The organism is Shewanella sp. 1CM18E (assembly GCF_023161665.1).
Taxonomy (GTDB): domain Bacteria; phylum Pseudomonadota; class Gammaproteobacteria; order Enterobacterales; family Shewanellaceae; genus Shewanella.
The window spans coordinates 1-26877 of the sequence record NZ_JALNTW010000002.1 but is presented as its reverse complement, the minus strand read 5'-3'; the positions used below and the strand labels follow the sequence as shown (position 1 = coordinate 26877).

General features: G+C 43.0%; 22 protein-coding genes and 1 rRNA gene. 14 read left to right on the top strand and 9 right to left on the bottom strand.

Translation table 11 applies throughout. From position 1 onward, the window contains the following. Positions 1-5: 5 nt before the first annotated feature. The 5 genes from MSG37_RS03405 to MSG37_RS03385 all read left to right on the top strand — a co-directional run bounded on the left by MSG37_RS03405 (position 6) and on the right by MSG37_RS03385 (position 5955). A complete protein-coding gene (locus MSG37_RS03405; RefSeq protein ID WP_248469169.1) occupies positions 6-2486 on the top strand; it encodes a hypothetical protein in 2481 nt (826 codons plus the stop codon). Positions 2487-3091: 605 nt separating this feature from the next. Continuing rightward, positions 3092-3505: a hypothetical protein gene (locus MSG37_RS03400; protein ID WP_248469168.1), complete on the top strand. Its 414-nt coding sequence runs from the start codon at positions 3092-3094 to the stop codon at positions 3503-3505. 94 nt (positions 3506-3599) lie between these two features. Further along, positions 3600-3803 carry a hypothetical protein gene (locus tag MSG37_RS03395; RefSeq protein WP_248469167.1) on the top strand — a complete coding sequence of 68 codons (204 nt, stop codon included), beginning with the start codon at positions 3600-3602 and terminating at the stop codon, positions 3801-3803. Beyond that, entirely contained in the window at positions 3800-5737 is a 1938-nt protein-coding gene (locus MSG37_RS03390; RefSeq protein ID WP_248469166.1) for a hypothetical protein, read from the top strand. Before MSG37_RS03395 ends, MSG37_RS03390 begins: the two co-directional genes overlap by 4 nt. After that, positions 5734-5955 carry a hypothetical protein gene (locus MSG37_RS03385; protein WP_248469165.1) on the top strand — a complete coding sequence of 74 codons (222 nt, stop codon included), beginning with the start codon at positions 5734-5736 and terminating at the stop codon, positions 5953-5955. Before MSG37_RS03390 ends, MSG37_RS03385 begins: the two co-directional genes overlap by 4 nt. Positions 5956-6008: 53 nt before the next feature. Here the strand turns inward: MSG37_RS03385 and MSG37_RS03380 are convergent, their stop codons facing one another. Further along, positions 6009-6275 carry a hypothetical protein gene (locus tag MSG37_RS03380; protein ID WP_248469164.1) on the bottom strand — a complete coding sequence of 89 codons (267 nt, stop codon included), beginning with the start codon at positions 6273-6275 and terminating at the stop codon, positions 6009-6011. A 2-nt stretch (positions 6276-6277) separates the two neighbouring features. Further along, positions 6278-6487 (bottom strand): DUF2158 domain-containing protein, encoded by a 210-nt coding sequence (locus tag MSG37_RS03375; RefSeq protein ID WP_248469163.1) that lies wholly within the window; start codon positions 6485-6487, stop codon positions 6278-6280. Positions 6488-7090: 603 nt separating this feature from the next. Between MSG37_RS03375 and MSG37_RS03370 the strand changes: the two genes are divergently transcribed. From MSG37_RS03370 to MSG37_RS03355, 4 genes are all read left to right on the top strand, one after another. Next, positions 7091-7357, top strand: a complete 267-nt coding sequence (locus MSG37_RS03370; protein WP_248469162.1) for a DUF4212 domain-containing protein — start codon at positions 7091-7093, stop codon at positions 7355-7357. 29 nt (positions 7358-7386) lie between these two features. Continuing rightward, positions 7387-9105 (top strand): sodium:solute symporter family protein, encoded by a 1719-nt coding sequence (locus tag MSG37_RS03365; RefSeq protein WP_248469161.1) that lies wholly within the window; start codon positions 7387-7389, stop codon positions 9103-9105. Between the two features lie 203 nt (positions 9106-9308). Then, the gene (locus MSG37_RS03360; RefSeq protein WP_248469160.1) at positions 9309-11156 is read left to right on the top strand and encodes a DUF294 nucleotidyltransferase-like domain-containing protein; all 1848 of its coding nucleotides are present in this window, start codon (positions 9309-9311) and stop codon (positions 11154-11156) included. A 68-nt stretch (positions 11157-11224) separates the two neighbouring features. Further along, positions 11225-11902, top strand: coding sequence for an exonuclease domain-containing protein (locus MSG37_RS03355; protein ID WP_248469159.1), 678 nt, complete (start codon positions 11225-11227; stop codon positions 11900-11902). Between the two features lie 65 nt (positions 11903-11967). On the opposite strand, the gene MSG37_RS03350 is transcribed toward MSG37_RS03355, so the two are convergent. Further along, a complete protein-coding gene (locus MSG37_RS03350; protein ID WP_282446567.1) occupies positions 11968-13731 on the bottom strand; it encodes an ATP-binding protein in 1764 nt (587 codons plus the stop codon). Positions 13732-13754: 23 nt separating this feature from the next. Next, positions 13755-14288 carry a heme NO-binding domain-containing protein gene (locus MSG37_RS03345; protein WP_248469158.1) on the bottom strand — a complete coding sequence of 178 codons (534 nt, stop codon included), beginning with the start codon at positions 14286-14288 and terminating at the stop codon, positions 13755-13757. A 252-nt stretch (positions 14289-14540) separates the two neighbouring features. Here MSG37_RS03345 and MSG37_RS03340 point away from each other — a divergent pair, with 252 nt between their 5' ends. After that, entirely contained in the window at positions 14541-15119 is a 579-nt protein-coding gene (locus tag MSG37_RS03340; protein WP_248469157.1) for a lecithin retinol acyltransferase family protein, read from the top strand. A gap of 313 nt (positions 15120-15432) precedes the next feature. Here MSG37_RS03340 and MSG37_RS03335 read toward each other — a convergent pair whose 3' ends face one another. The 4 genes from MSG37_RS03335 to MSG37_RS03320 all read right to left on the bottom strand — a co-directional run bounded on the left by MSG37_RS03335 (position 15433) and on the right by MSG37_RS03320 (position 20188). Then, positions 15433-16497: a ketoacyl-ACP synthase III gene (locus tag MSG37_RS03335; RefSeq protein ID WP_248469156.1), complete on the bottom strand. Its 1065-nt coding sequence runs from the start codon at positions 16495-16497 to the stop codon at positions 15433-15435. A gap of 98 nt (positions 16498-16595) precedes the next feature. After that, on the bottom strand, positions 16596-17267 hold the full coding sequence (locus tag MSG37_RS03330; protein WP_248469155.1) for a GntR family transcriptional regulator: 672 nt from the start codon (positions 17265-17267) through the stop codon (positions 16596-16598). Between the two features lie 312 nt (positions 17268-17579). Continuing rightward, entirely contained in the window at positions 17580-19145 is a 1566-nt protein-coding gene (locus MSG37_RS03325) for an aldehyde dehydrogenase (NADP(+)) (RefSeq protein WP_248469154.1), read from the bottom strand. 41 nt (positions 19146-19186) lie between these two features. Beyond that, positions 19187-20188 (bottom strand): 4-hydroxyproline epimerase, encoded by a 1002-nt coding sequence (locus MSG37_RS03320; RefSeq protein WP_248469153.1) that lies wholly within the window; start codon positions 20186-20188, stop codon positions 19187-19189. A gap of 310 nt (positions 20189-20498) precedes the next feature. Here MSG37_RS03320 and MSG37_RS03315 point away from each other — a divergent pair, with 310 nt between their 5' ends. Both MSG37_RS03315 and MSG37_RS03310 read left to right on the top strand, forming a co-directional pair. Then, complete coding sequence (locus MSG37_RS03315; protein ID WP_248469152.1) at positions 20499-21551, top strand: proline racemase family protein; 1053 nt, start codon at positions 20499-20501, stop codon at positions 21549-21551. A gap of 39 nt (positions 21552-21590) precedes the next feature. Next, positions 21591-22931, top strand: a complete 1341-nt coding sequence (locus tag MSG37_RS03310; protein ID WP_248469151.1) for an FAD-dependent oxidoreductase — start codon at positions 21591-21593, stop codon at positions 22929-22931. Between the two features lie 530 nt (positions 22932-23461). Here MSG37_RS03310 and MSG37_RS03305 read toward each other — a convergent pair. Then, a complete protein-coding gene (locus MSG37_RS03305) occupies positions 23462-24769 on the bottom strand; it encodes an aminopeptidase P N-terminal domain-containing protein (protein WP_248469150.1) in 1308 nt (435 codons plus the stop codon). 168 nt (positions 24770-24937) lie between these two features. Here MSG37_RS03305 and gmhB point away from each other — a divergent pair, with 168 nt between their 5' ends. Next, entirely contained in the window at positions 24938-25492 is a 555-nt protein-coding gene (gene gmhB / locus MSG37_RS03300) for a D-glycero-beta-D-manno-heptose 1,7-bisphosphate 7-phosphatase (protein WP_248469149.1), read from the top strand. An 835-nt stretch (positions 25493-26327) separates the two neighbouring features. Next, positions 26328-26877, top strand: a 16S ribosomal RNA gene (locus tag MSG37_RS03295); the annotation flags it as partial.

Sequence of the window (26877 nt, the reverse complement as noted above, 5' to 3'; positions counted from 1 at the left end):
AGTATATGACTATTACACGCGAGAATTTAAAAGTATTTAAGCCCGAACTGCTCGGGTCAAGCGATGAAGCTGGAGGGCAACGGACTAAGTTATCAGTTGAATCAGGTAAGCTAAACGAGCTATTCAGCGCCATATCAGATATTGACCATGCCCAATCATCGCTTGATATCGCCAAGTGTTACCCTGCACTCGATACAACAGACACTAGCATTTTGCTTGATGGTCATATCTTTATCAGTGAACCGCCAACCGATCCGCTGGTATCGATGTTCTTGGTTGAGTCTGATGCGTTAGACGATGGAGCCAGAATGACCAATATGAAAGAGATCCTTGAGTCGTCAGTAACCGCTGGACGGTTAATTCGCGATGGTGGCCCTGGATTTTTGGTTAATCAAAATTCTTTTTCAACCGATTATTTGCAATCTAGCTATATGTTTAATGGCCGTGAATATTGGAAAACAACTTACTTAGGTGTTGGGCATATTATCGCGATTAGCGTTGAATACACTGGTAACGAGGATGCTGCTTGGCCTCGTAAAACACATTTCTGTAAAGTGGTTTCAGCTTCAAAAACGGGTCACGGACAAGTGGGCTACATTACGTTTGAACCTGCCATTCCTTTTGCTACACCAGAATCTAACCAGAGTATTAACAGTCAGAGTCGCTGTACTAAATTACGATTTGTTAACTCTGCATCACCACTGGTGTTTCATGGTGTCACTAAGTTAACCGCTGCAGCCTCAGCGGCGACGCTAGCAGTTAAGCAAACTAAGGCGTCATTGTTACCCGCCATTATTACTCAAGTTCCCAAACCAGGTAACACCATTACTGGCGGCAGTGATGACAGTGGTGATCTAACCGTGAGCGAGGTATTTGATAAAATATTAACTCAGCCAAGTAGTGAGGGGACCTATAGCTATGTGTTTAGCGCCCCCGACGTCTTGCAAGATCCAGACGGTTTAACTGCGATTTCATTACTGCCGACCGCGAGCTATAGAGGTTCGCATTATGTACAAGATATTTCTCATGGTTCGGGCAATATTACGGTCACGCTCACCTCAAATGCTCAACTCTATATCAAAGACAATGTCACCTTGCGTTATAAGTCTTCTTATCGCTATGACATCTATCAAAGCAGCGTGGCGTTCCCTGCTGGCAAACAGCTCACAGTGGGGACTATAAAGGGCTTAGTGGTGTTCGATGATAGTAATTATCAAAACCAAGAAGTGTATGAGCGAGCAGGGGACAATACTGGCAAGCTCTATGATGGGGTCGAGCTGCTTGCCACTATCGACTACTTAACAGGGCAAGTTACTCATCATAATGTAAGCCGTGGACCATTTACACTCAGTTATGCAGGTATTGTTGAGTCGAGTGCTGTAGTCGATGCTGGCGACAGCAATGCGACCTTTGCATTAGCCGCTACTTCACCACTTATTGAGAGTTTTTACCTGCAGGTAGAAAGAATATCTGATAGAGCATTAGTTAGTGCCAGCGCCGACAGTAGCGGCACCATTACAGGTGCAGGTGTTAGCGGTACGATTACTAACGGGTTAGTGGAGCTGGTATTCACCAATGCCGTTGATTTAACGACGCTGCGCTATGACATTACGGAACAATTTCGTAAGTTACCACCCGCCGAAATTTACGGTTTAAATCCACTCAGGATTCCTAATGAGGGCATAGTCGATATTTTTCGTGAGTGGGGAACCGTTGCACTGCAGCATACCCAATACCAGGCAGTAACAGCCCCTGCCGCAGGCCAAACTAAAAATATTCGGGTAGGTGCTCGATTTGCGGACATTACCGATGCCAACGGTGCCAGTTTATGGACCGCTACCAATGATCATTACACTCTAGATAAGCAAGCAGGTGCAGTTAGCATCAATAGTGACTTTACCGGCTTTACTGCACCTTTTGTGCTAAGCGATACCATCGGCGAACTAGCGTTAGTGTCAGTGGTAAATGATACCTCGCTAGTGCTGTCGAGTGATTTAACCCAAGAGTATCCAATCAACTCAACCGTTGCGAGTGTGCAGGTACTTGGGGATTTGCAAGCGCGAGTGAGTAAGGTGCGCGATATGACTGCTTGGGCAAACAATTGGGAGGTAGATGGTGCGCCTGCAACGGGCAACCTCAACACAGTGGACAACCCAATTGAGTTAACTAACGACACAGCCGTTAATGAAGATTGGGTATTACTGTTTACCTCACCAACCGCATTTCGCTGTATTGGTAAGCGTCTAGGGCAAATTGCTGTAGGCGACACGCTAAACGATTTAGCTCCCATCAACCCACTTACAAACAGTCCATTTTTTATTATTCGAGCTGCAGCGTTTGGTGGTGGTTGGAATGCAGGCGAGGCGATTCGTTTTGAGACATTCGCCTCAGCTAAACCATTAATGGCACTGCGAACAGTGCAAGCAGGGCACAGTCAAATAACCACCGATAAAGCGGTACTTTCGTTCCGTGGTAATGAATCGTAACGCTTTTAAGCGTGTGGACTATTTAAGCAATTTAGCAGATTAAGGATATAAAAATGGCATTACCAGTAACAGTATATCGATGGGACGACGTGGGAGCGCCGCAGATAGTAGATAGAAAACCTACAGAGATTCTAGCAGTCCTTAAGGCATGTTTAGTTGATGGGTACGGTGATAAGCAGGGACTTGGTTGGACAATGCCTTACGGGGACGTTGCTAGTAACAAGGTTGTGTTTAGAAACTCACCTGTTGACGGTAGCGGCGGTTATGTTCAATTTTGGGGTACAAGTGACACCGCTGGCGGTCAGGTTAACTACAAGCACGCCAAAACGATGACGGGATTAGATACTTGGATACCCGACATAGCCCCGTATAACAGTTTAGCAGCGCCGAGAGCTACCAGTAAGCAGTGGGTTGTGATTGGGACAACGCGAGGGTTTTATTTCATCGTTACACAATCTGACAGATCTAACATGTCACTGGGGGTGTCGGATTCATGGACGGGTTTTTACGGGGATTTTGATTCATTGATACCGTCAGACCAAAACACTTTCGTCGCGTATTATTACACTCAGAGCGACCATTCTGGTTCGTCTTGGTCGTTTACGATGGAAATTGCAAGTAACGGTACTGATTTATGTCGTATTCTTGACACCGACAACAGTGGTGAACATGTGATGTATGAATTGGGTATGCCGTTCAGTGATTTATTCTCAACGTCAACATTGGCGACATCAAAAGGGAGTTCGCCGGTTCCACTGACTTTATCGAACGTATATATGCGTGTGGCATCAGCAACTAACACCACAAAAGATGCTCACGGTCTGTACATCAAGGATAGTACAACACGTCCGTCGATTAGGGGCGTAATGGCTGGTCTGTACCAGTTTGCACAAGGCGGGTATGCAGACCAACCGTGGCCTCAAGTGGTGAACCAAGATGGTCGTGAATACTGGATGCTTCGCCAAGCCCATGCTGGTGCGTCCCACATGCTTATTGATATGGTGTCATGGTATGAATAATAAAATCTTACGTGTCAGCCGAGACCCTGTACCTAACCTTAACATCGGCCTGTTAGAGTTGGACATGGACGAAAAATCCGAAGCTGTTTTCGTCATGGATAGAACGACAGGTAAGACCCTCGGTTACGCACTGCGCCCCCCGTCAGGTATATATAAATTAGTACTGGATGTTCGTTTTACGGCAGACCCTCTATTACTTGTCGGGATACTTGATAATGACCTACAGTACAATGCCGCAGTTGCCGACGGTGTAAAACTACAGTTGGTTGATGGTAACACGGTGAACTTGTCACAATGAAGACCTTGAAATTCAATGAACCTTGGTCGAACGTCGAATCACCAATATCGCTGAATTTCAAGTTTGACGGTGTTGTGCTGAGGCTATCGCAGCCTTGGCTCGATACTACCTCACCCTTGAAGCTAAGCTTTGATAAACCGCCGTTTAATGGTGTCACGCTTAAGTTAACAGAGCTTTGGGTTGATTCCCGTTCACCGTTAAAGCTGAGGTTTGAGGGCATTCAGCCACCCAAGCCGCCTATCCGAGATGGTAGTTTAGGGCTAGATATTATGTGGCCTTGGCTAGAACCATTACAGGTCGAGGTGCAATTGGCTGTAGTAGGACAAACCAACAAAGTTGCTAATCATTATCAGCTTGACTGGGTTGCCGATAAAGTTACTGAGCAGCAAATCGCCTTGGAGTGGCACTTGGGGCCGTTGCACAATTCAAATATCAGCCTGCCGATATTGCTTGGCGCTCAGCAACAGCAAGTGAATAGCTTTGCTTGGGCCTTGCCTGCACTGCACCAGCACAACATAGCGGTTGATTGGCTAAGCCTTGATGCTACCGAGGCTTGTTTGCAAACGGCTTGGCTGCTAACGGCCACTTTTCAGCTTGATACCTCGCTAAGTTTTAACAATGGCGAACAGTGCTATGTTCAGCTTGCACTTAGTTATCTAATAACGGGCAGTGATATCAATCAGCAATTAGCAATTGCTTGGGGGCCACATCAAGCGAGGTGGATCTGCTCGACAAAATACCGACCACCCGAGGTCGGTTTGCTTACCATGCGCTTTAGTGAGTCAGCGCTAGATAATGCTCACTCACCCATTACCTTAAGGTTTAGCGAGTCTGAAAAATACTGTTATTTCGATGATGGCGGCGGCCAAGTTGATACTAACCCATCTTTGCCTCCCATAGATTTTAAGATCCCAATCGAACCTCAAATTAGAAGGAGTTACCTAATGCATCCTCAAATTCGCTGTGAGCGTATAAGTGATGGACTAGCGATTGTACTTAAGTCGGTAACAATCTCTCAATCTAGAGGGCAGTGGGCTAGCAGTGGCAATATGAGTTTCTCATCTCGTATTGATGCTGAGCGTGCTGCAAATGAACTACTTAAAATCAGTATTAATGGGTACGACTTTTACCTGTGGTGTGAAAGCCTCAGCGAAAACAAATCCTTTGGACAATCAAATTACACTGCATCAGGCCGAGGACGACTTGCTGAACTGTCTGCGCCGTATGTAAAAGCCAGTAATTATGTGAATACCCAAGCTCGTAGCTTTATGGGACTGATGGGCGACATTATTGAAAACATGGGCTGGACACTAAAAAGCAAGCTCACTGATTTCAATGTGCCTGCTAATGCATTTAGCTATGCAGCTAAGACCCCCGCCGAGGCTCTGAACATGATGGCAAATGCTATCGGTGCGATGCTAGATATCAATAACGAAACAAAGACAATAACGGTGATCCCTCAATGGCCAACCGTACCTTGGAATGTTGCTACCGCCATACCAGATGTAATTTTACATGACGCTGTGATTATGGACTTTAACGAAAAGAGTGAAATTCGACCTGATGCTAATGCGGTGTTTGTGCGTGGTGAACAGCAAGGTGTTGCGGTTAAGGTCAAGCGTACAGGCTCTGCAGGCGATAACTTTTCAGCTGATATCGTCGATAAACTGATTACAGATAATCAGGCCGCAAGAATGCGCGCAACGGTTGAGCTGGCCAACGCAGGTAATAAGATACAAAACAGTATTAGAACTAAAGTGATGGCAGACCTACCACCGATGCGGCCTGGGATGTTGGTGGGCGTTCGCAAAGGCACTGAGTTGTTCAAGTCGGTATGCGATAGCTTTGCGATTAATGCCAGTGTTAACTCAACTTCTGGTGAGGTAACTGTAAATCAAACCGTGAGGCTATTACGGAATGAGGTAGCAGTATGAGCAACCTATATCAGCGCCTTGGCAACTTAACCCCAAAGCAGCAACGCGCAGTGGCAACGGTAATATCAACCAGCAATGGAACCACCACAGTAAAACACGCAGATGGCAGTTATCAGACGGTGTTAGGCGATTCAGTCGCAAGCGGAAAGGTCTACATCATAGACGGCCAAGTACAAGGCCAAGCCGCAGACCTACCGTTCAGCGAAATGGATATTTAAACGTATAAGAGAATGTTAAAATATATAATGTAAAGGCCCATAAGGGCCTTTGACTAGCCTCTAGCTTGCCTTCCTGGCTCATCCTCGGTAACTCGCCAACGCCAATAAAAGTCTGAGCGTACCCAAACCACATTATCAGGCGTTGCTAATTTAAATGCTTTTAAAACTGCTTGTGAAAGTACTAAATTTCCATCCGCATTTTCTTTTAGCAGCTCCTCGGCTCCAGATTTGACTATGTAATCAACTACGTCATCTTGATAGATGCAGTCTTCTTTCTGAAGTTTTAGCAACATCCAGTCTGATACATCGGTAGGAGTCATATTTAGTCAGCCTTTTTAGCTGCCAATTTTAGTGACTCCTCAGGAAATACCCCCATCTCAAGCTTCTTACCTGCAAACCACTGAGCTTTATAATTGCCATGAAACTCTTTGTTAATAGAGATTACAATTTCTTTAATTGCCATATCTGGCCCACCACTAACGAGGGTCACAACATTACCGAGTTCGTATTTTGGTTTTCTCTCTTTTGTCATTATCGTTATCCTATTTGAAAGTACAAATAAGACATGAGGATTTTTAATTTGTAATTCAATGGCATAATTTGGTTAATGTTTACACTGTGATCTTTGTCTCGTATTTGGGGGGATTAGGTGAGTGAAGATGACAATCTAATGAGTTGTAGAAATGAATGTTTTTTCTATGTGGATACAGTGAAAAGGCCCTGAGTAAATTTATTTTATTGGCTAATTAAAACTATTTTAAATCTAGTTTAAAAATCTTATCTCAATTCTTTTAGAGTGTTTTCTCTCAAATCTCGCGATGCGCTACATCACGCCTGCAAAATCTTTTGACTCGACTTTTGCCAAACCACCCGAACCGTTCTGCCAAACTTCGTGGCGCGCTACAAAATCCTGCCAATTAGTTATCAAACCAATACTACCTTGGTCTAAGGTTTTGTTTGAAAAATAGCTCGGTTGACGTGCGCGTAAATATTTATATTGTTGTTTTGTAATGGTTTTTTGTTGCGTGCCTTTTGGCTTTACGTTGGCGTTAGACTAAGGTCGCGATTGTTGTTGGCTCTGTGCTTGTTAGATTAAGTCATGACTTAAATATAAAAACAGTACATGGGAGTCACTATGAGTTTTGAAAGTAATGAGCAAGCGGAAGGGTATTGGCGTGAGAATTTACGCTTAGTACTTAAATTATTAGCGGTATGGGCTGCGGTATCTTTTGGCTGCAGTATTTTGTTAGTTGATGTACTCAATGAAATCCACTTCATGGGGTTCAAACTCGGATTTTGGATGGCCCAGCAGGGCTCTATTTATGTTTTTGTTGCATTGATTTTTGTCTACGTTGCCAAGGCTAATGCGTTAGACAAGAAATATGGCGTGCATGAAGACTAAGTTGACCCAATTATATAAGGAAGCATGAGATGGATGTACAAACATTAACATACTTAATTGTGGGGTTAACCTTTGCCCTCTATATCGGTATTGCGATTTGGTCTAGAGCTGGGTCAACGAAAGAGTTTTACGTAGCTGGTGGCGGTGTGCCGCCAGTAATGAACGGTATGGCTACTGCGGCAGACTGGATGTCAGCAGCATCATTTATTTCCCTTGCAGGTATTGTTTCTTTCGTCGGTTACGACGGTTCGGTATACCTAATGGGTTGGACGGGCGGTTATGTTCTGCTAGCGCTTTGCATGGCTCCATATTTACGTAAGTTCGGCAAGTTTACGGTGCCAGATTTCATTGGTGACCGTTATTATTCTCAGGCTGCGAGAACAGTTGCGGTCTTTTGCGCCATCTTCATCTGCTTTACCTATATTGCAGGTCAAATGCGTGGTGTAGGTGTTGTATTCTCAAGATTCCTTGAAGTAGAAGTCGAGACCGGTGTTTATATTGGTATGGGGGTAGTATTTTTCTATGCTGTTTTAGGCGGCATGAAGGGTATTACCTACACGCAGGTGGCTCAATACTGTGTTCTTATTTTTGCGTTTATGGTTCCGGCGATCTTTATCTCGGTGATGATGACGGGCCATATTTTACCGCAAATAGGTTTTGGTGCTGAGTTAGTTGATGCCGCTGGTAATGGTACTGGTGAGTTCTTATTAGATAAGTTAGATGGCTTGTCTAAAGATCTTGGCTTTGCCCAGTATACTGAAGGCTCTAAGAGCACGATTGATATCTTCTTTATTACCGGTGCTTTGATGTTTGGTACAGCAGGTTTACCTCATGTTATTGTACGTTTCTTCACCGTGCCTAAAGTAAAAGATGCACGTGTATCTGCGGGTTGGACACTAGTATTCATCGCGATTATGTTTACCACCATTCCGGCTTTAGCCGCGTTCTCTCGTGTGAATATGATTGAAACCATTAATGGTCCAGAGTCAAAAGGTGTTGCCTATGAAACTGCGCCAGAATGGATTAAAAACTGGGAGAAGACAGGTCTAATAAAATGGGATGATAAAAACCAAGACGGCAAGATTTATTACGCAAAGGGTCCTGAAAGCGAAATGAAGATTGACCGCGATATCATTGTGCTTGCAACTCCTGAAATCGCTAGCCTACCAGCATGGGTGATTGCATTAGTGGCTGCCGGTGGTCTTGCTGCAGCATTATCGACTTCAGCAGGTTTGCTACTGGTAATTTCTACTTCAGTCTCGCATGACCTGTTGAAGAAAAACTTTATGCCAGATATTTCAGATAAAAAAGAGCTCATGTTTGCACGTATTGCAGCTGCAATGGGTATTGTCATGGCGGGTTACTTCGGTATTAATCCACCAGGCTTTGTGGCGGCAGTTGTTGCAATTGCATTTGGTCTTGCTGCATCGTCACTATTCCCTGCAATTATCATGGGGATCTTCTCTAAAACAATGAATAAAGAAGGTGCGATCTCAGGCATGATTACCGGCCTGCTATTTACTGCATCTTATATTGTGTACTTTAAGTTTGTTAACCCAAGTGCAAACACGGCTGATAACTGGTTACTTGGTGTGTCACCTGAAGGTATTGGTCTGTTTGGCATGATGGTGAACTTTGCTGTGGCATTTGGAGTGAGCCGTGTGACTAAGGCTGTACCGCAAGATGTGGTTGATATGGTGGAATCAATTCGATTCCCTAAAGGGGCCGGTGGAGCTCACGACCACTAAGCGTTTATAAAGTTGTATCGATAAAAGAGTGCTGCGGCACTCTTTTTTATTTTCATCTATCAGTGCACTTTAAGTTAAACCTACCCATTAGATTATCTTGCATATTTTAGCTCTTTTATTGTCGCTGGCCTTTGGTCGAATAGAGCTTAGATTGCTTCTCAATATATAGTGCTAGTAACAAGTTTGGTTGGAGTCATCACTTTATGGATGCTAGCGAACTACATCCCATTTTACAGTTTCTGCAAGATAGAGTGCCATTTGATAGTTTAGATGAAGTGACACTGTCTCAATGCTGTAAATCGCTCACTATTGGTTATTACGGTAAAGCCGCAGGGTTTGTTCCGTTAGCGCCGGACAATCCACAGCTTTATATTGTACGCAGTGGGGCTTTTGAAGTGAGGGACAAAGAAGGGGAATTGCTAGATAGATTGGGCGAGGGGGATTACTTTGGCTTCCCATCGTTATTATCTGGTGAGCATGCCAATACTCAAGTCGCTATTTTAGAAGATAGTTTGGTGTATCACTTACCGCCTGAAATGTTTGATCTGCTGCGGCAAAAGAGTCGCCAGTTTGACCGCTTCTTTAATCGAGCCTTTGCAAAAAGGCTTAGACACCAAGGCCGTTTTAAGGCCAAAGATTTAACCACAACAAGCCGTATTACCAGTTTAATGTCGCAAACACCGTTAACCATTGATATGAAAGCAACGGTAGCTGAGGCGAGTCGATTGATGCGTGGCGCCAGAGTGTCATCAGTGCTTGTTATCGATAATCACAAACTGGTGGGGATTTTAACCGATAGAGATCTGCGTAATCGTGTGCTTGCAGAAAACCTTGATGGAAATTTACCTGTGCATCAAGCAATGACAAGCACCCCGGTAGTTATTGAGTCTAACGCTCTGGTGTTTGAAGCTATGCTGCTGATGAGTGCTCATAATATCCATCATTTGCCAGTGATTGAAGATGGCAAAGCGAAAGGGATTGTGACCAGCACAGACATTCTTCGCGGCCAAAGTTCTCAGCCGTTATTGCTGATAGGTGAGATTGAGCGACAAAAGGATATCGCTAGTTTAATTCAAGTCAGTAAACAAATTCCTTTATTGCTACAAAACTTAATTAGCGCTGATGCTCGAGCTGAAGAGATTGGCCGTGTGCTAACCTCTGTCACTGATGCGTTAACTCGGCGATTAATTGTGCTCAATCAACAGATCCTAGGCGAAGCGCCAATGGCTTTTTGTTGGCTAGCTTTTGGCTCACAAGGGCGACAAGATCAAGCAGCATGTTCAGATCAAGACAACGGTTTATTGCTTGCTCATGAACCAGATGAAGCCGCCGCAGGTTATTTTGAAGCGTTATCTCGTGCGGTTTGTAAAGGTTTGGACGAGTGTGGCTATATTTATTGTCCGGGCGATATTATGGCGCAAAACCCTAAATGGCGCATGTCGTTAGAGAAATGGCAATCGGTATTTGATAAATGGGTGAATACACCAGAACCGAAAGCTCTGATGCATGCCAGTATCTTTTTTGATATGCGCAGTGTTTACGGGCCACAATCTTTATTTGATGGCTTACAAGATTCAGTACTGAGTAAAACCAAAGGAAACGATATTTTCTTGGCAGGGTTAACTGGTAATTCACTGACGAGTGCGCCGCCGCTGGGCTTTTTTAGAAAGTTTGTATTAGAGCGTGATGGTTCAGAAGTAAAAGGAATCGATCTAAAGCATAAAGGGAATGCACTTATTAATGATATTGCCCGGGTGTACGCCTTGTCGGCGGGGATTAAAGAAGTGAATACCGCAAAGCGTATTCGTGTGCTTATGGAGCAAAACATTATTAATCGTAAAGATGCACTCAATCTTGCTGATGCCCATGAGTTTATTGCGCATATGCGCCTTTCTAATCAGGGCTATCAATACACCCATTCATTACCGATAACCAATTACCTAATGCCTAAAAGTGTGTCTTCGTTAGTTAGGCATCAACTTCGAGATGCATTTAAAGTTGTCCATGATGGCCAAGTAGGATTGAAGCTGAAAATGATGAGAAGTTATTAATGATGCTTACAACATGGCTACAGAGATGGACTAAAGCCTTAAAAGGGCTTGAGAGGACTTAGATAAAATTGAATGCCATTTACTTAAAGCTGCGACTGCAACTTAACGCATTACTGTGTAAGCAGAAGTTAATTGCAGATTATTATCGTGCACTTAGTCAACAATTATCGCACCCGGTAAGTAAAATATCTTTTATGGCATTTGACTTAGAGATGACGGGGCTTAATAGTCAACAAGATCAAATATTGAGTATTGGCGTTATCCCAATAACCTCGGGTGTTTTACAGCTTGCTAAGGCTGAGCAGTTGCTGGTTAAAATTGAAGGCAGTGTTGGTAATAGTGCAACCATTCATGGCATTGTCGATGAGCAATTAGTTGATGCAGTGAGTATTGAACAAGCTATGCAGTGGTTTTTAGCAAAAACCAAAGGGCATATATTGGTTGCACACCATGCACCGCTGGATCTCTGCTTTTTAAAAGCTGATTGTCTGCGCTGGCTAGGGCATGAAATACAGTTTGTTGCGATAGACACTATGGCGTTAGAGAAAAAACGTTTGCTGCGACAACATGATGTACTTAAAGAGGGCTCACTTAGGCTTGATGCATGCCGTAATCGTTACGGCTTACCTGTTTATGCTGCACATAATGCGGCGGTTGATGCACTAGCGTGCGGCGAATTGTTGTTAGCGCAAATGGCCGCCATTGCGGGGAAAGATGAGCTCGCTATCACAGACTTAATGGTTTAGTGGGTTAAACCTTAAATTAATTGCCGCAATACAAGCCGTAAACTCACTTAATTCGTGGAATATTTTTAAGAACTACTCGTGGTAACCGCTGAATTTAACTTACAGCCCCACTTTACTAAAGCTTTTCTAATATCTTCTTTTTGATAGGGTTTGTTAACTATCTCGTCCATCCCACATTGATAACATTGCTCGGTTTCCGTAGAGGTGGTGCTAGCGGTTAAGGCGATAATCGGTTTACTGTAACCATCGGCTCTGAGTCTTTTGGTTGCCTCAAAACCATCGATAACAGGCATGCGGCAATCCATAAATATAATGTCGACTTGTTGATTATCTAAAAACTCTATCGCTTCAAGGCCATTACTGACAATGCTAGGTTTAACGCCCAATTTAGCTAAAATCATTTCGATTAAAACTTGGTTAACAGTACTGTCCTCAACAACGAGTAATGAAAGGGTTTCAATCGGGAAGTTTTGCTCACTCGCACTAATACTCTCCGGCAGAGTTTGTACCGGTTTTAATGGCAAGCTGATATTAAATTGAGTGCCTTTGCCTAGAGTGGACTCTAAATTTATCTCTCCTTGCATCTCTTCAATCAGGTGCTTACAAATCGCTAAACCTAACCCGGTTCCTTCAAAGGCACGATTACTTGAATTGTTTACTTGGGTAAACGGGTCGAACAAGGTGTCGATTTTATCTTGTGGAATGCCGCAGCCAGTATCAGTGACTGAAAAACAAAAACGCTCTGCTTTCCACTCTAAGTTGACGCTGATCTTACCTTGCTGAGTGAACTTAATAGAGTTGCCAATTAAATTGACCAAAACCTGTTTGATTCTGTCAGGATCACCCATTAATCGTTCAGGAATGTCATCTTGATAATTAAAGATAAACTCTAGACCGAACTCTTCAGTTCGCAGTTTAAAAATGTCGTAAATCATTTGACATAGCTTTGCCGGCGAAAAGTCGACTTCAACAATTTGCAGCATGCCGGCGCTCATCTTACTTAAATCCAGTAAGTCATTGATTATCACCCGCAGTAACTCACCTGATTGATGCATGGTAGAAAGTAGCTGCTGCTGGTGGGGCGTTAGTTGTGTATCACTCATCAATTCAGCTGAGCCTAAAAGGCCATTTAAAGGCGTTCTTAGCTCATGATTGATCATGGCAACAAAATCTCGGGTGGATTGCTCTGAATGCTCTGCTCGTTGTTTTTCTTCAATGGTACGGGCGAGTAATTCTTGGCGGTTATGAGCGGCGCTGATCATATCGCAAAACAGTAACAACTGTTTTTCAATCGTGTGCTGCCATGACAAAGGGGAATCAATCACTAAGGTTAAACTGCCTAAGATCACTTCACCTGAGTTAATAATAATTTTGATTTGCCGATTATCCTCACTCCAAAATAACGGCGATGAAATTTTACTATCGCTATTGATAAGCGTTTTATCGCCAGCATAATAGGAGCGAAACTTACCGCTGTTATCTAGTGACTTAAACCTGACTTTACTGGCCTTGATTTCGTCAATGCCAATTAGGTCATCGAGTAGGCGTTGCAGTAAAATATTTGAGATAGGTTTTTGTAAAAATAACTGGTTATAGTCGAGCAGTATTGATTCAAGGTAAGTTTTAAATTGCAGGAGCGCTATGTCTTGTTCTGATTTCTCTTTGATATTGACTAATGAGTCTTCGACTAACTGTTTGGCAATATAAAGCTCACGGCTTTTCTCTTCTAAGAGTTTTTCCGCCGCTTTTTTGGCTGCTTTTTCTCGCTCAATTTTACGAGAAAGTAAGCTGACTTTTTCAGTTAATTGAATAATCTCATCATTAGGCATAAATATCGCTCAATCTGGCAAAATTAAACTGTGGTTAGCGTAAATCTTACTTCTGACTGATCATCAGCCATCGGCTCCATATTGATTTCGATTGTTTCATTAAAGTGTTCTGCGCAGCCTTGAATAAGACCAAGACAAACATGAGACATACAGCGAGCGGAGAGATAATCCATAATCAGCTGAGTTTCGGTTTCAGAAACAAACTTAAACGCAGGCGGATTTGCATTGGCGTAGAGTTTTTTTACCTCAATATGAATGTATTCTTCAACGCTGTTAATAAACGAAAAGGTGTTATCGGCTTTGCCTTCAAGACCTGGCATGCTGTTATAAAGAGTTTTAAAAATTGATTTACCGTAGACTTGTTGCAGATCTTCTGCAGAAATCCCAGTTAGCTTACTGAGGGTGACAATGAGTTTAATAAGATCTTTATGATCGTAGGTACCAACTGCAGTATAAACACCGTCATTTTGATTTTCATCAAGCATTTTCTGGCAGATTTCAAGGCCAAAGGTATCTTCAACAAGTTCTAAGAATTCAGCAAAAATAATCCCTTTCATATACGACTCCTTATGCGATTGTTACTATTTAAAGTAGTGTATTAATAGCAATCTTTCAACGGATAATCAGAAACTTAATCATACTTTTATTTAAGTTTTTAAGTCATTAGCACTTCCCCCAATTGTAAAGCGATTATTACAATGCCTTTCAATAGGTTTTTTGGTTACATTTTTACTATTCAATTAGCGATTGCTCTTCTATACCTTAAGTTGAAAGTCACTTTAAATGAATCGGTTGTTAAGGACGGTGATATGGCGTTTCCGTTAATTTGGTTAGGAGTTGCTGCCGTTGGTGCAGCGCTTGTTGCTGAAGAAAAAGAAAAGCAAAAGAATATCGCTTCTAAGCGAAAGCGAGGCCAGGCTAAATCTGATCACGTTTTTGGTAAGTCAGCTGAGCTTGTGCCGAGTTTATGGGGCACCGACGGGCAAAAAGTACGACCTGTTCCCGGCAGTATTGTATGTTGTTTTGTTTACGGTGTTATCGAGCACACGGGTATATGGATTGGTGATGACACGCTGGTGGAGTTACATGGTAGTGGTTTAGTGAGAGCTATTTCAGCAAGACGATTTTTAGCTGGACGTAGTGGTAGTCGAATTTATCAAGCGGGTAATCATTTGCATCAAGCCTTGGTAGGAGAGACAACGCTTGAACGGGCGAAACAGGCTATTTTTAGTTATCGCGAATATGATGTGTTTGATAATAATTGCCACCGTTTTGTCTGGCAATGTGTGAGCGGTGAAGACATTACCGTATCAAGCTTTGGTAAACTTAATAACCACATAGGTAGTTACTTTTCTCAGGCAGTATATTGGGATGAGATCTATCAATAACAGCAATAACAGCAATAACAGCAATAACAGCAATAACAGCAATAACAGCAATAACAGCAATAACAGCAATAACTGCTAATGTTGTAACGGTAAGAGTTTTTGAACTAACTGGTGGTTTATCTCTGAATTAAGTCTGTTATTTGGTTTTATGCTGGTAAGTATTCGTGTTTTGCAGGCATAAAAAAACACCGAAAAAATCGGTGTTTTAGTAATACTTAAACTGTTAATGACAAAACTTGGTCATTAAGCTCAGCAAAAAAAGTGAATGATTAACCTTACTTGACCATTCACTTATTTCTACAAAGTTAAGGTATTAACCGCAAAAGTGCTTAACAGCTTTAGCTACTAGCTCAATACCCGTTTTATCACAAGGTGGAAGCGCCGCATCGCTGGTAGCAATAGGTGTAACACGATCGCCCCATTTGATTAATGCTGCTGCAGAGGTTAAACCAGCACCAAATGCACATGACAGGATCATTTGATTTGGCTGAATTTTGCCTTGCTCAAGCGCATCACAAATCGCAATCGGAATTGTCGCCGCAGAGGTATTACCATAGTTAGCAATGTTGACAACGGCTTTTTCTTTCGGGATCTTCATGCGGCTAATTAATGTATCAATGATACGTTCGTTAGCTTGGTGAGGAATAACCCAATCGATTTCTTCTTTGTCAATACCACACTTTTCAATCACTTTAGTGCTTAGCTTGCCCATGCCAGCGATTGCGCGTTTGAAGATCTCTTGACCATTAAACTCAATATAGAAGTCTAAAGAAGAGGCTTCAAAACGATCCATAGCGGTACCAAAACCTGCTTTTAGGATATCTCTGCCATCAGGGTCGTTATTGAGCTCGTAGCCTAATACACCGATTGCTTCATCTGTGGCTTCTAGCACAACAGCGCCAGCACCGTCGCCAAATAAAACAGCTGTGTCACGGCGAGACCAATCTAAGAAGAATGATAGGCGTTCTGCACCGATAACCAACACTTTTTTACACTGGCCGCTTCTAATTTGAGAGCTACCAAGACCTAAGCCATATAAAAAGCCGCTACATGCAGCGTTGATATCAAAGGCTGCACAGGTTGCACCTATATTGGCTTGCACCGTTGATGCAATATTTGGAATAAGTGTATCTGGCGTTGCGGTTGCCAGAATAATCATATCCAATTCATTACCATCAATACCTGCAGCTGCAAGAGCGCGTTTAGCTGCGACTGATGCTAACTCTGAAGTATCTACGTGGCTAATGTGGCGTTGACTGATCCCTGTACGAGGCTTAATCCACTCGTCAGAGGTTTCAATAAAGGTGGCTAAATCATGGTTTGTTAAGGTTGCGGGCGGAACACACTTGCCCCAACCAGTAATAGTGGCGTACTGCATTTAGGTATTCTCTTAACTTAAAAAGGCAGAACCTGAGCTCTGCCTTATGGGATCTTTATAAGCGAAGCTTAGCAAGGATAATGCTAATCAACAGTGAGCTAGTCGTCTTGTTGGCTCACTAATACGCGGATTTCATTAGCAGCATGTAAGATATGCGCGCGCAACAGCTCGACAGCTTTTTCAATATTCTTGTTTTTACAATGCTCAAGCAACTCACGGTGGTCTTGCTGAGCTTTTGGTACTCCGCTGGCTAAAAATAGCTGTAAACGGATATATCGGTCGCAGTTAGTATTTAATCCTTGAACAACTTCAAGGGTGTGCGGGCGGTTGGCTGCACTGTAAAGGCAAGTGTGGAACTGCGAGTTTAGGCTACTCCAGTTTTCAATTTGCTCTTCATCTTGGTACGCCGCATCCATTTCTTGCATAATGCTTTCTGCTTGATGGAGATCTTCTTCGCTTAAATTTGGAATAGATTTGGCGAGTAAGTCGGATTCAATCAGTGCTCGTAAATCAAAAAGTTCGGTGACTTGCTCTGTAGAAAGTAGCGTTGCGGTTGCGCCTTTATGAGCTTCGAATTTAACTAAACCTTCAGCTTCTAACTGCAGTAACGCTTCTCTAACAGGAATTCGGCTAACATTTAATTCGTCTGCCAAGGCGCTTTGACGTAAGGGTTGACCTGCGGCAATTTCACCGGAAAGGATTTTTTCCCTAAGCACCTCGACCACAATTTGTGTGCGAGTTTTATGGACGATAGGTGTTGTTTTGCTCATAGTACCCGATATTTTCTTGTTATTAATACACGTTGATCCGTCCTAGGGTAACGCTTATGTCAATATAAAGAAAGGGCAACAGATGGGTTAGCCGTCATCTTTTTAGCTTTTTCTATCGCTAATTGAAAAAAATTCACGATGATTTTTTGGCAATTATAAATGTCGCCTGAGTTGCATTCAGAAACCTAAAATATAAATCGCATCAATTTTTTCAACACATAAAAGCGGCTGTTTTACTCAATCATTCTATATCGTTAAGTGGCGTTAAAATCAGAGAAGCTCGATAAAGCTTCTCTGATTTGTTTCTGAAAATTAAAAGGTTTTAACGCCAACAGCATCAACTTTAGTTCGCTCTGGCAATATTGCTTGCGGCATGTTTTGGTAGCAAATTGGTCGCTCAAAGCGTGCCATTGCAGCAGAGCCTACAGAGGTTGTGCGGCTATCAGTGCTTGCTGGATATGGGCCGCCATGATTCATAGAGTGGCATACCTCTACACCAGTAGGCATTTGATTGAATATTAATCGACCAACATTAAAGGCTAAGGCTTCAATTAATGTTTGATTGTTCACTAATTCCGCTTCTAAGCCATGTATTGATGCTGTGAGCTGGCCTTCAAGTTGCTCGGCAATTAATAGCATCTGTGCGGCATCATCACATTCAACCAATATTGCACAAGGCCCAAATACTTCTTGTTGAATATCGCTCGATGCCAAAAAGTCATTGGCTGATACGTTTAGCGCTGCCGGACGAGTAAAGTGATTAGCAGGTGAAGATTCACCTTGTGCAATTAATTCTACTTTTGGATTGGATAACAAGATATCAATTTGCGACTGGTAAACAGAAGCGATCCCTGCTGTTAGCATGCTGGCTGCACTTTGGGCCGCAATATCTTGCGCAAGTGTGGCTTTATAACGGTTAAGTGAATCACCTTTAATAGCAACGATAACTCCAGGGCTTGTGCAAAATTGACCGTGGCCCATTAACATAGATTGTACTTGTGTCGAAGCAAGCTCTTGCGCTTGTTGCTCAAGAAGTTCTGGTAAAATAAATTGTGGATTTGTTGAGCCTAACTCGCCATAAAATGGGATCGGTTCAGCACGAGCTGCGCACAAGTCCGCTAAAATACGGCCGACTTTTAATGAGCCTGTAAAACCAACCGCTTTAATCGCAGAGTCCGTGACGAGTTGAGTTGAAACCTCTGGGGTTACACCCTGTACTAAGTTAAATACGCCGGCTGGCATATCACATTGGTGAGCAGCGCGCTCAATCGCTTTGCTCACTAACTCGCTGGTTGCTGCGTGGGCTGGGTGGCCTTTTACAACAACGGTACAGCCTGCAGCCAATGCTGATGCTGTGTCGCCGCCTGCTGTTGAAAAAGCCAGCGGGAAGTTGGAGGCGCCAAATACTGCAACTGGACCAAGAGGTAAAGTCGACAAGCGCGTATCAGGTTTAGGCAGTGGTGCTCTTTCTGGGTTAGCAAGATCAACATAACGAGTATCAATTGGATTGACTAAGTTTCCGGCAAATAATCTTAGTTGGCCGCATGTGCGCCCAGTCTCGCCTTGTAGGCGTGCCATCGGCAAGCCTGTTTCTAAGTGAGCGGTCTCAGTTATCAAGGTCATATCTGCTTGAATTTCATCAGCGATAGCATTTAAAAATTCAGCGCGGCGAGCAGGCGCTAAACTGCGGTATTGTGTAAAAGCTCGCTTAGCTGCGCTTGTGGCACTTTTAACATTATCGTTACTGGCATTGGCAAACTTAAATGGCAGTGCTTGATTAGTGACTGGGTTATTGCTGGCAAATTCGGTAATTTGGTCGGTCCAATCACCATTAATAAAATGTTGGCCAGTAATATTTACGTTGTTGAAATCGGTCATACTTGCTCCTAAAGGTTGCAGCTCATATAGAATTTTTGGTGTTACACCACTTGAAAACCAAAGGCGTAAGGGTCGTTATCATCTACAGTTATGGCGTTTTGTCCGGTGATTCGTGCCCAGCCTTTGATACTGGGCATGATTGCCTTGTAGTTACCTACTTGGGTGGCGGATTCAATTCGGCCGACAAATTGACTGCCTATTATGCTTTCATGGGTATATTCATCACCGACATTTAACAGGCCCTTACAATAAAGCTGAGCGAGTCGAGCACTCGTTCCTGTGCCGCAAGGTGAACGGTCTATCGCTTTATCGCCATAAAAAACTGCATTGGCACCGTCAGAACCATTACTTATTGTGTCGCCCGTCCAAAGTACGTGACTAATGCCGCTAACTGTTGGGTCGTCAGGATGTATGCAACTTAGTTGTTCTTGGGCGATTGCTCTAACAATCGGGCTCCATTTTAAGATGTCACCGGCGCTCCAATGGCGCAGCCCTGGAAAGTTAGCTTGAGGATCGACAATAACGTAGTAGTTACCGCCATAGGAAACATCGACTTTTAGTGGACCAAGGCCAGGAATGTCGAGTATTTGGTCTTGATGTGCTAGGTAGGCGGCGACGTTATAGATTTTCACCCAATCTACTTTTTCAGCAGTTTGTTGGTATTCGATTCTGATTTGTCCTGCGGGCACATCCAAAATAAGCTGGCCAGGAGTTTTAGCTACTAATAAGCCAGACTCAATTGCAGCAGTGACTGTGCCAATAGTGCCATGGCCACACATCGGCAAGCAGCCACTGGTTTCGATAAATAGAATTGAGGCATCGGCATTATCAGTGCATGGTGGATAAAGAAAAGCGCCTGACATCATGTCGTGCCCACGGGGCTCAAACATCAAGGCTTGTCGTACCCAGTCATATTCTTTGAGAAAATGCTGGCGTTTTTCACTCATGGTATTGCCATTAAGGTGAGGGTGGCCGCTAGTTACTAGCCTAACTGGATTACCGCATGTATGAGCATCAACGCAAAAAAAAGTACCTTTCTGCATGGGAAAACACTCCCTTGTTATCATTGTTTTTAGGTTTGTAACGACTAATAAAATCCAGTGCTTGGTGAATTCACCATGCAATGGTTTAGGTTTAACTCTTTAGTTAGTCGAGATTAAATTTGCCGGAAAAACAGCTTACCAACCTATCTACATATTAGCTGTCTATTACTGCTCAGCAGACTCGTATTTTGTATCCATGTGTTTTTAGGTTGAAAGCTATTTGTTATTAGTGTGTATGTAAAAAATACTACTAAAGCCTTTCATAATGTTGTATACAATATCCAAATAATAATGTTGGAGCAATAAAAATATGACGTCTATCACAATTAAATCTCAGCTATCCGCCGATTTTAAGGAATTCGTTACCCTTGATGCGCACACTGAAGGTGAGCCGTTACGAATTATTATGTCTGGTTACCCAGAGATAAAAGGCGAGACGATTTTGGAAAAGCGCCAATATGTGCAAACTCATCTAGATACTTATCGAAAACTATTAATGCATGAGCCGCGAGGACATGCGGATATGTATGGCGCGCTGATCACAGATGCTGTGACTGAAGGTGCTGATTTTGGTGTGTTATTTTTGCATAACGAAGGTTATAGCAGTATGTGTGGCCATGGTATTTTGGCTTTGGTTAAGGTGATGTGTGAAACCGGAACAATTGAGCTAGCAGCCGATGATGAAAGTAATGCACGCGTGATTAAAATCGACTCGCCTGCAGGATTAATCACAGCAAAAGCCTATAGGGATAAGCAAGAAAAAGTTCACGCAAGCTTTATTAATGTCGACTCCTGGGCCGATGCGATTAATTGCCAAGTTGATGTTGACGGTTTTGGTATGGTTGATTACGACATAGGTTTTGGTGGTGCTTACTACGCTTATGTTGACGCAGACTCGCTAGGGATAAGTTGTGCGCCTAGCAACGTTGCCCAATTAATTGATTTGGGTCGCCGGATTAAGTTAGCGGTTATGGCTAATCATCCGCTTATTCATCCAATTGAAACCGACTTAAGCTTTTTGTACGGCACTATTTTTACCTCAAAAAAGGTGACTAATCCTGAGGCTCACTCTCGTCATGTGTGTATTTTTGCTGATGGTGAAGTCGACCGCTCGCCAACTGGCACAGGGGTTTCAGGGCGAATTGCTTTGCTTCATGCTAAAGGTGAGGTCGAACTCAATAATCCAATAATGATAGAAAGTATTGTCGATGGTCGCATGATTGTGAGTGCCACGGCTCAATCGCAGTTTAATGGTAAAAGTGCGGTATTGCCTGAGGTTTCTGGTCGTTCCTTTATTACAGGCAAGCATCAGTTTGTTATCGATCCTGATGACATCTTTCAAGAAGGTTTTATTCTGCGTTAAACCAAGATCAATGACTTATTGAATAATTAAGAGAGAAAGATGCTAAATACTGATACGACTCAAAATTATAATACGCAAGAAACTTACACTGGAGGGGGAAAGCCGCCTCCTTTACTACCGACTGCTTTGCAAAAAGACAAGCTCACTATAGTCGGTGCGGGCATTGTAGGTTTATCTGCAGCGATTGAACTTATACGCGCAGGTTTTCAGGTTACGGTTATTGATAAGCAAGGTGCAGGGGCGGGGGCATCTAAAGGCAATGCGGGACATTTTGCAACTGAGCAAGTCTTTCCGTTAGCTGATCCTGCAATGTTATCTAAACTTCCGGGAATGTTGATGGATCCTTTAGGACCATTTCGGATCCAGCCTAGTTACTTTCTAAAAGCTCTACCTTGGTTTATGCGTTTTTTAGGTAATATGTTGCCCTCACGCAGGGCGCATAACTGCCAAGCAATTAAAATGCTAAATCAAGACGCCATTGAGGCGATGAAGTCCCTCGTGCAGTTTTGTGGTTGTGAACATTTACTGAGTTTAAATGGGAGTTTATTAGTATTTGAAAACACACCAATGCGAGAAGTAGATAAAGAGTTTAAGGCGTATTTAAACGCTGGAGTGCCAGTGTCATTATTATCTGGTGATGAAGCACGCTTACTTGAGCCTTCATTAAGCAAAAATATAACGAATGCTTTGTACTTTACTCAGGTAGGCCATACACCAGATCCTTATAGCTTATGTTTGGCGTTAGCCGCAAAATTTGAAGAACTTGGTGGAGAATTAGTTACTGAAGAAGTGCTAAAACTAAGCGCTTGTAAGCAAGACTTAACTATCTCGTTAGAAACGTCATCGTCTCGGCGTAGCACTAAATGTGTGGTTATCGCCGCTGGTGCTTGGTCTAAACCGTTTGCTAAGCAACTTGGTTATACGGTGCCATTAGAAACTGAGCGTGGTTATCATTTGATGATGCCGCAAAAAAGTACCCTTTCAAGGCCTGTCGCTTCTTATAACCGTAAGTTTATTATTACTCCAATGTTAGATGGCACACGCTTAGCCGGAACGGTTGAATTTGGTGGTTTAAAAGCACCATTAGTAAATGAAAGAGCGGATTGTTTATTTCCTCACGCTAAAGCTCTGTTGCCCGAGTTGTTTGCTAACGCTCAAGCGTCTGATGGAGAACGTTGGATGGGTTTTCGGCCCTCAATGCCTGACAGTTTGCCGGTACTAGGGAGGAGCTCGAAGCAGTCCAATGTATTTTTCTCGTTTGGGCATCAACATCTAGGGCTTACATGGTCTGCAATTACAGCGCAATTGCTGGCAGAAGAAGTTCAAGGCAAGCAATCAAGTGTTGACTTAGAACCCTACAGTATTGATAGGTTTAGCTAGTTTACTTCAATAGTAATCTCTGCTTAGAAAATGATGCTTAGATGGCCTTCGTACTTGGAAGCTGCGTAGAGGCATCTAAGCATTTGGCATTAAAACTGGTTCTCGCTGAATATGAGAGCGTGGTTTTTGTGCACTTAATACGTTTGTGTTGGTTAATTGGCCGATAATAAAGTTGAATTGATGATCCTGGTGCTAATTGGAGTTAGTCTAAAATTGCTCTATAAATTAACCACAAGTGGGACAGCGTATCAAAAAGCTATTATCTTATTGTAAAGCCGTTATAGAAGATCCGTTAAAAGTAGTGGAAGATCTTTTATTGATCATTCAAGTTATGTTGGGGTTAGGCGTTATCTGGGCATTTTTTTCCATTTTCTATGCTCTAGGTGGGGGTACGGCAGCCGATCTTATTAACCCAAACTCTTGGTAATAAGCGCTAATTGGTAGATCAGCGCTTTGATCTGCAATTTATCAAGGTTACAGGCAAGTTAAGCTGACTTGTCTATTCTGGCTAAACTAATTGCTTGCCCCGTTTATACCGATTGCATTAATTGCTCAATTTCTTGGACTGTGCGGGGAACGTCGGCTGATAAGTTTTCAAATCCATTGTCAGTGACTAGGATATCATCCTCAATACGGATCCCCATACCGCGGTAGGCTTCAGGAATACCTTCAGCATTTAACGGTATATAAATACCGGGCTCTATTGTAAATACCATTCCAGCTTCTAAAGTACGCCAATCTCCTTGTTGATCATGATACGGACCCACGTCGTGAACATCCATTCCAAGCCAATGACCAGTTTTATGCACGGTAAATCGCTTGTAGCTCTCAGTTGCCATGATCTCTTCAATTGAACCCGTAAGTAGCCCTAGCTCTTTTAGTCCTTGAGCCATCACCTGCATACAGGTTTCATATAGTACGTTCCAACTAGCGCCAGGCTTTACTTTGGCAATTGCTTGGTCAAGTGCGCTTAATACTAGTTGATAAATTACTTTTTGCTCTGCTGTAAATCTGCCATTTACAGGATAGCTGCGGGTAATATCTGCGGCATAATGTTCATATTCACCGCCTGCATCAATCAATAGCATTTGTCCGTCAACTAGTTCGCAGCAATTTTGTTCGTAATGCAAACAACATGCATTATTGCCTCCGGCTACGATATTCGGGTAAGCGACATCGTTACAGCCGCCTTTAGAGATAGTGAAATCAAAAAGGGATGATAGCTCTCGTTCATTAACGCCGGGTTTACAGGCACGCATGACCGCGATGTGCCCGGCAACGGAGGCTCTGACTGCTGAACGGATTTTTTTGATCTCATTCTCGTCTTTTATTACCCGCTTTTGATGCAACAGCTCGGCTAGTGGTTTAATGCTAGTAAATTGTTTTGGTGTATCAAAGGAGCAATGGTGTCTTTGATAATTTGCCCAATTCACGATTTGTGCAGCAAAGCGACCTAATTCATCACTTATATAGATATTTGTAGTCCTGTTTAACAGTGGTAGAAGGGTATCCTCCAGATCTGCGATGCTATAGCCTTTATCTGCACCATATATTGAAACTGCACCTTCAACTCCAGCACGTTCTCCAAAGCTGACCTCCTGTGCATGATCTTTAGGCCTACAAAATAATAAGTATTCGTAGCTTTCATGCTTAACTAATATTGCTACAGCGTCAGGTTCTTCAAATCCAGTAAGATAGAGAAAGTCATTGTCTTGTCTAAAGTGATACTTAATATTTTTACTGCGTACTTTTTGTTGGTAGCCAGCGATAATTGCGACACTGTTCTCTGGCAGCTCAGCAAGTAGAGCTTGGCGTCTTTGTTGGTAGATATCAGACATCTTGTTATTTTCCCTATCTTTACTAAAACAGTAATGATTAGCTACGAATGGATAAAATGGTATACTTTATTCATTACACGATATTCGCTGCTTTATAGCAAGTTCACGGTGCAATTTCTTGTAAGGAATGAAATAATAATAGCTATTGCATATTAGAGAGAATGTATTGTGAATCGAGCGGTATTTTTAGACAGAGATGGCGTTATCAATTTAGACCATGGTTATGTACACCAAGTAGACGATTTTGAATATGTAGACGGTGTATTTGACGCGTGCGCATCTCTAAAGGATATGGGGTATTTGCTTGCTGTCGTTACCAATCAGTCAGGTATTGCTCGAGGAATGTATAGCGAAGACCAATTTCACTCATTAACAGAGTGGATGGATTGGAACTTTGTCGATAAAGGTGTTGAGCTTGATGGGATCTACTATTGCCCGCATCATGCAGAAAAAGGCATTGGTGAATACAAAATTGATTGTGATTGCCGTAAGCCAAAACCAGGTATGCTTAACTCAGCAGCGCAATTTTTGAAAATCGATTTATCTCAATCAGTCATGGTGGGTGATAAACGCGATGATATGTTAGCTGCTCAGGCGGCAGGTGTGCCGACTCGTATTTTAGTTAGAACGGGTAAGACGGTGACTGATGATGCTATCGCCGCTGCCACAGTTGTTTTAGATTCAATTGCCGATGTGCCTGAGTATTTAGCTAATCAGGGCTAGTGTGCAAGTTAAATAGTAAAACGCAACACTATATATGATTCATCTAGGCGCCTACTTTGACATATATAAGCTAATGTCGTGAAACGTAATACCTCATAACTCAGTTATGAGGTATTTTTGTTTTCAGCCCTAAACCACCTTCTTCAGTAGGTGGAGCTTTTACTTTGCTATATGTAGATCTTATTGACGGGATTGGGCTTTTACAACTCGCGACTCCTACGTTAAATAGGCCGTTTAGCCGTTAAAAAGCACATATTGTGCAGTAACTATTCGTTTGATTCGAAAAAGCTAATTTTATTACAGAAAGAGGGTTGCGCTAGTCCGAGAACTCCCTATAATGCGCATCCACTGACACGGCACAGCAGGCCAACTAGCTAAACGAAAGCTTAGGTAGCAAGGGACTTGCAGCGGTGTTAGAGAGTTAGTATGCCTTAGGATGATAACTCTGGTGAAAGCGGTTTAAGAGCTTCTTGCAATGACTTCTGATTAAGAAATCAACGCTTGAAAAACTTCTTAAAATAAACGCTTGACGCCAACAACGGGAAGTGTAGAATACGCACCCCTAGCCACTTGGAACGGTTCGCAAGAACGCCAATGATGGCAACGCTCTTTAACAATATGACAAGCAAATCTGTGTGGGCACTCACAGAGATTAAGTTATTCGAAACTGTCTTCTAACGAAGCAGTCAAAAATTACTTAATGAATGAGTGTTCATAGCAACTTTGGTCTTCACTTTCTTATAGAAAGTAAAATCAAAAATAATTTATGTAATACAGAATTCGTTGAGCCGCTGATTTCTCCTTACTTGTAAGGTGGATGAAGCAAACAAAACTTTAATTGAAGAGTTTGATCATGGCTCAGATTGAACGCTGGCGGCAGGCCTAACACATGCAAGTCGAGCGGTAACACAAGGGAGCTTGCTCCTGAGGTGACGAGCGGCGGACGGGTGAGTAATGCCTAGGTATCTGCCCAGTCGAGGGGGATAACAGTTGGAAACGACTGCTAATACCGCATACGCCCTACGGGGGAAAGGAGGGGACCTTCGGGCCTTCCGCGATTGGATGAACCTAGGTGGGATTAGCTAGTTGGTGAGGTAATGGCTCACCAAGGCGACGATCCCTAGCTGGTCTGAGAGGATGATCAGCCACACTGGAACTGAGACACGGTCCAGACTCCTACGGGAGGCAGCAGTGGGGAATATTGCACAATGGGCGAAAGCCTGATGCAGCCATGCCGCGTGTGTGAAGAAGGCCTTCGGGTTGTAAAGCACTTTCAGCGAGGAGGAAAGGTTAGTGATTAATACTCACTAGCTGTGACGTTACTCGCAGAAGAAGCACCGGCTAACTTCGTGCCAGCAGCCGCGGTAATACGAGGGGTGCAAGCG